The organism is Actinomadura sp. 7K534, assembly GCF_004348575.1.
GTDB lineage: Bacteria > Actinomycetota > Actinomycetes > Streptosporangiales > Streptosporangiaceae > Spirillospora > Spirillospora livida.
The window spans coordinates 1-5,449 of the sequence record NZ_SMKB01000357.1 but is presented as its reverse complement, the minus strand read 5'-3'; the positions used below and the strand labels follow the sequence as shown (position 1 = coordinate 5,449).

Sequence of the window (5,449 nt, the reverse complement as noted above, 5' to 3'; positions counted from 1 at the left end):
ACGGCGACGCGGACGGAGTGGGCGTGGGCATCGGCGGGCGGCCGGTCGGAACGACGGGATCCGGGCAGGCGGGCGCCGGGGCGGCACGGGTCGTCCCGGAGGACTCGGCGGCGAGCGTCTTTCTCAATTTCTCCGCAGATGATTCCGGCGGTTCAGATGATCTCCGTGCAGTTTTTCCGTCGCTCTGCGTGACGTGGGAAGTGGGGTGCGTTCGTCCGATGGACGGCTGATTTTCCGGGTAGGGGCCGGTGGACGGCGCAATCGCTATCGACAGCACGATGGTCGCGGCCGGCGCCGCCGCGGCACTGAGCCCGACGAGGCTTTTTGCGGAACCGCCCTGGTATAGCGCGCATAGAGCCAGCAAGGGAACGGCGGACAGTTCGAGAAGACGGGGATGGCGCATCTTCGCGTTCGAACGCAGAATCCTGGCCGCGCGGGAGACCTGCCCGCGCCGCAGATCCCGGTTGAGGACGATGACGGTCCGGTCGCCGTGCACCCGCAGGTACCCGAGGAGCCGGCCGGGCATCTGGGCGCGCGCGTAGGGCCCGATCCGGCCGCGCGGGGGCGCCGCGGTCTGCAGGTGGCGCCACACTTCGCCGGCCGCCGCGCCGTCCCCGCCGGTGCCGGGTTCCGTGCCGCTGATGAGGATAAGGGTCGGCTCTTCGGGTATGAGCGGGACCGTGATGCACTCCCAGCCCATGGCCGTGCGGAACGCGTGTTCGAGTTCGAGCGGCGGGTTCCATTGTTCGGTCACCGCCAGTTGGCTGCGGAGTTTCGCGTTCTCTTGGGTCAGGCGTTCGATTGTCTGCTTGAGGAGCTGTTCGTCAGGGGAATCCACGGCATCTCCCATTGCGTCATCCGCGCCGGCCGTGCCCCCGACGGCACGTCGCGCACAGAAATGACCTTGGAATGCCCGTTCCCGGCCGCCGAAACTATATTCCCCCGGCCTTCCGCCCATGGTCGGGTAGTTCCTCCGCTGCTCTGGGCATCGACCGCATGCGCCTGAGCAGTACGCCGGTTATGGCGGCCCATTTGTCCTCGTCGTCGGCGAGTGCCGCGGGCGCGTCCCAGATGAAGCGCAGGAACGGGTCGCCGGCCACTTCGGCCGGGTACCCCCCTTCGCCCGGCTCGGCCGCGGTCGCCGCGGACGCCGTGTCGAGGCACTCCGGCTCGCCGCCCTCCAGGACGGCCCGGAAGCTGCCCCGGCGCCACGCCAGCCGGTCCTCCAGCGGGATGATCACGCGGTCGGTGTAGTCCCTGCCGCGGCCGGTCTCGATCTTGTTGACCACGGAGAGCGACGGCCCTCCCTCCGCGGCGAGGCCGGCCTGCGAGCCGAAGCCGAGTTCGATCCGGCGGCGCCGCACGATCCGGCCGAGCCGCCGCCATGCCTCGGGCGGGTGATCCCGCTCATCGAGATCGCTCAATTGACGGAACTCCTTCCCCGTGGCCGGGAGCGGGGACACCCGGCACGCGGGCATGCTACCGGAGAAAAACGGACTTTGAAGAGTGGTAACGCGTTTTCGGCGCGTGTCGCGGGCTACCCGCACGCTCTGCCGCATCTCGACACGCGCGAGTTAGTTAAAACGCGTTACGAGGCTGCGAGACGCATTGAGATGCGTTATGGTGCTCTGCATGTTGAGCTCTCCCGGCAGCGAGATCCCTACTGACATCCCTACCGACCGGCTCCTCTACACACCGCAGGAAGCCGCCGAGTTGACGTCGTTCACCCGTGACTGGCTCGTCCGGGCGGCGAGCCGCGGCGAGATCCCGCACCGCCGCTACGGCAAGCGCCTGTTCCGCTTCGCCCAGGAGGACCTGGAAGCGATCAAGGAGATGGGCGCCTGCCCGGTCGAGCCCCGCCCGTGAGGTCCCGGCCGCGCACCGCCGGCCGTGGACGACGACGCCGCACCACCTGACGCAGCACCACTAGAGGACGACCCGAATGAGCACTGCTTCCCCTTGGGCGGCACGGACCGGAGGTGTCCGATGACCTGGCTCGGCCAAGCGATCATCGACGACCTCGGCGCCGCGGCCGCCGCCCACGAGGCGGCCGCCGAACGAGCCGGCGACGCGCTGGAGAACCACCGGAAGGCGGCCTACGCCGCCAGGGACGACATGCACCGCCACCAGGGACTCGCCGCCGAGGCGAAGTTCCTCCTCGCCATCGCGCACGGCGCCGCGCCGGTCCCGGCGCCGGGGCAGATCCGCGAGGTCGACGACGAGCACTCCGGTCTCGGCCTGGCGATCGGCAACCTCCGGCTGGCGCTGCCCCCGGACGCCTCCCCGGAGCAGTTCGGCAGGCTGGCCGAGTCCATGCGCGCGCTGTACGCGGCGGCCCACGTCGTCGCCCTGCACGCGGACGGCCGCGCCCGCGCGCTGTCCCCGGGGCCGCCGCCCGTACCGGAACCCGCGGCCGAGCCCCCCGCCCCCGTGCCGCGCGCCTACGCGGCCCTGGTCGGGAACCGGGTCCGCGTCGAGGGCACCGGCGGCACCTGCCATGCCGGGGTGCTGGGGTCGGTCGAAGGAGGCCAGATCACGCTCCTCGACCAGGACGGCGTCCCCTTCGCGTGGCCGCTGCTCGACGACGTGGCGTCCGTCCGGCCGGTGCCCCCGGCCGATGACGGCGCCGGGCCCGGCGGACCGGCCGCGGAGGACGCGCCGCCGTTCCCGGCGGTGCCGGCCGGGAGCGGCGGACGTCCCGGCGAGCCCCAGGAGGAGACGCGGTGAGCGCGGGGGCCTGGCTCGTCCCCCTCGCCGCGGCGCTCGCGGCGGCCTTCACCGCCGGCATCGCCCGCCACCGCCGCAACCGGGACCGCGAGGAGGCCGACACGCTGGTCCAACTCGGACGGGCGGAGCGGGCCGTGCGGCTCATCGTCGCCCAGCGCGACGAGGCGGCCGCGGCCCAGGACCGCGCCGAGGCGTTCGGATCGGCCGTGCTCCGCGAGCACCACGCCCTCCGCGAAGCCTGCTTCGACCTGGTCAAACGCTGGGAGTCCCTGCCCAGTGAGGCGGGCTGCGCCCACGCCGAGCAACTCCGGCGGGTCGTCCGGCTGCACGGCTGGGACGCGCCCTGACGCCCCCGCCCCGCACCACCGCCTGACCCTTCAGGCGACTTCCGACCACGTCGTCTCCTCCGGCAAAGGGGGGAGGAGGAGACGACCTCCGGAGGCAGGTCCCGCATGGGGGACGAGACCTGCCGCCGCCGGCGGCCACGCCGCACCGCGCCCACGGTGTGGCCGCCGGCGCTTTCCACGTCCGCACGCCCGCCCCTGTTCACGCAAGGAGAAGAGATGCCGATGGGCTTCGAGGTGTGGCAGTCCGTCGACGCCGCCACGCCGTCCGAACTGGAGACGCCGCCGCGGCGGCAGCCGTGGCCGCAGGCAGGCGCCCGCGGGAGGCACCGCCGTCCCCGGCGCACCATCGCCCAGGTGATCCGGGGGATGCCGCCGTTCCCCCACCGCCTGCTGGAGTACCCCGGCCCCGGGCGGCCGCTGATGCACGGCATGGACGTCGAACTGTGGCAGCGGCAGGCCCGCAGGAAGGGCTACCTGCTGAAGCCCGACGGCTGGTACGGGCCGCGGTCCCGCAAGGTCGCCGAGTCCCTGCAGCGGCGCGCGGGCCTCCGGGCCGACGGAGTGATCGACCCCCTGACCTGGGCCGCGACCTGGCGATGACCGACGACGCACCCCCGCGCGCCCCGCAGGCCGCCGCCGCGGGCGGGCCGCCCGGCGGCCGGTTCGGCGACGCCGCCGCGGACCTGCGCACCCACGTCCTGCTGGAGCGGATGCACCGCCTCGCCCCGGACGACCCCCGCCGGGACCGGCTCCGCGCCGAGATCGTCTCGCTCAACACCCCGTTCGTCCGGCGCATCGCGCGCCGCTACGCGGGCCGCGGCGAGCCGCTGGAGGACCTGCTGCAGGTCGCCTACGTGGGGCTGATCACCGCCATCGACCGCTTCGACCACGACCGGGGCAACAGGTTCTACGGCTACGCCTACCCGGTCGTGGCCGGCGAGGTCCGACGCCACTTCCGGGACAGGACGTGGGGGGTGCGCGTCTCGCGCCGCGTCCAGGAACTGCGGCCGGTCCTGCAGCGCGGCAAGCGCGAGTTCGCCGCCGCCAACGGCCGGCACCCGACCACGGCCGAACTCGCCGACCACGTCGGCATCAGCCACGAGGAGGCCCTGGACGCGCTGCAGGCCGGCGAGGCGTACCGGCCGCTCTCCCTGGACGCCCCGGCGGGCGGCGTCACCGAGGAGGAACCCGGCACCGTGGCGGAGCATCTCGGCACCGACGACCCGGCCCTGGACCTGTGCCTCGACAAGCACGCGCTGCGCCCCCTGCTCGCGGAGCTGCCGGAACGGGAGCGGACGATCCTCTCGCTGCGCTTCTTCGGCGACCAGACCCAGGCGCAGATCGGCGAGCGGCTCGGCATCTCCCAGATGCACGTCTCCCGGCTGCTCGCGAAGACCCTGCTGCACCTCCGCCGCGGCCTGCTGCCCGGCACGCCGTCCCGGTGACACCCGCTCACATGTGCGTGACCAGGACCCCGGGACGCTCCACGCAGTCGGCGACGAACCGCAGGAAGCCCCCGGCCGCGCCGCCGTCGCAGACCCGGTGGTCGAAGGTGAGGGACAGCTGCGTCACCTTGCGCAGCCGGACCTTCCCCTTGTGCGCCCACGGCCGCTCGGTGATCCGCCCGACACCGAGCATGGCCGCCTCGGGGTGGTTGATGATCGGCGTGGAGCCGTCCACCCCGAAGACGCCGTAGTTGTTGACGGTGAACGTGCCGCCGGTGAGGTCCCCGGGGGCGATCCGCCCGTCGCGGGCCTCGTCCGTCCGCTCCCGCAGCGCCGCGGCGAGCTCGGCCAGCGTCATCCCCTGGGCGTCGCGGACCACCGGGACGACGAGGCCCCGGTCCGTCTGCGCCGCGAACCCGAGATGCACCCGCGGCAGCTGCACGATCTCCTGCCGCTCGGTGTCCAGGTAGGCGTTGAGCTCGGGAAACCGGCGGAGCCCCGCCACGCAGGCCCGGGCGATCAGCGCCAGCGTCCCGACCCCCGCGCCGGGGTCGGCGCGGCCGATGTCCCGCTTGAGCCGCAGCAGGGCCGTGGCGTCCACGTCGACCCAGGTCGTCGCGTCGGGGATCTCCCGGCGGCTGCGCGACAGCTTGTCGGCGACCGTCCGCCGCACGCCCCGGAGCGGCACGCGCACCTCGCCGTCCCCGGACGGGGCGCCCCGGAGCGGGCCCGGCTCCCGCGGCCGCGCCGCGGCGGCGATCGCGGCCTCGACGTCCCGCCGCAGCACGACGCCGCCGGGCCCGCTGGGCGTGAGCGCGCCGACGTCGACGCCGTTGTCGCCCGCCAGCCGCCGCACCACGGGGGAGATGACCCGCGGCACTTCCCGCCGGGGCGCCGCTTCGGGCGCGGACGCCGCCCGCCCCGACACTG

8 protein-coding genes are annotated in these 5,449 nt (G+C 74.0%); 5 read left to right on the top strand and 3 right to left on the bottom strand.

Features of this window, described 5'->3' with window-relative positions:
- On the bottom strand, positions 1 to 838 hold an 838-nt coding region (locus E1266_RS35265; RefSeq protein WP_132054624.1), incomplete at its 3' end, for a hypothetical protein.
- 94 nt (positions 839 to 932) lie between these two features.
- A complete protein-coding gene (locus E1266_RS35260) occupies positions 933 to 1,424 on the bottom strand; it encodes a hypothetical protein (RefSeq protein WP_132054622.1) in 492 nt (163 codons plus the stop codon).
- A 208-nt stretch (positions 1,425 to 1,632) separates the two neighbouring features.
- Between E1266_RS35260 and E1266_RS35255 the strand changes: the two genes are divergently transcribed.
- The 5 genes from E1266_RS35255 (at position 1,633) to E1266_RS35235 (ending at position 4,519) form a co-directional block, all read left to right on the top strand.
- A complete protein-coding gene (locus E1266_RS35255) occupies positions 1,633 to 1,866 on the top strand; it encodes a helix-turn-helix domain-containing protein (RefSeq protein WP_165966338.1) in 234 nt (77 codons plus the stop codon).
- A gap of 120 nt (positions 1,867 to 1,986) precedes the next feature.
- Positions 1,987 to 2,727 (top strand): hypothetical protein, encoded by a 741-nt coding sequence (locus E1266_RS35250; RefSeq protein ID WP_132054618.1) that lies wholly within the window; start codon positions 1,987 to 1,989, stop codon positions 2,725 to 2,727.
- A complete protein-coding gene (locus E1266_RS35245) occupies positions 2,724 to 3,074 on the top strand; it encodes a hypothetical protein (RefSeq protein WP_132054616.1) in 351 nt (116 codons plus the stop codon). Before E1266_RS35250 ends, E1266_RS35245 begins: the two co-directional genes overlap by 4 nt.
- 216 nt (positions 3,075 to 3,290) lie before the next feature.
- Positions 3,291 to 3,674: a peptidoglycan-binding domain-containing protein gene (locus E1266_RS35240; RefSeq protein WP_165966337.1), complete on the top strand. Its 384-nt coding sequence runs from the start codon at positions 3,291 to 3,293 to the stop codon at positions 3,672 to 3,674.
- Entirely contained in the window at positions 3,671 to 4,519 is an 849-nt protein-coding gene (locus tag E1266_RS35235) for a SigB/SigF/SigG family RNA polymerase sigma factor (protein ID WP_132054612.1), read from the top strand. Before E1266_RS35240 ends, E1266_RS35235 begins: the two co-directional genes overlap by 4 nt.
- 7 nt (positions 4,520 to 4,526) lie before the next feature.
- On the opposite strand, the gene E1266_RS35230 is transcribed toward E1266_RS35235, so the two are convergent.
- Positions 4,527 to 5,449, bottom strand: a 923-nt coding sequence (locus E1266_RS35230) for a dihydrolipoamide acetyltransferase family protein (RefSeq protein ID WP_132054610.1), incomplete at its 5' end; no start/stop codon positions are given.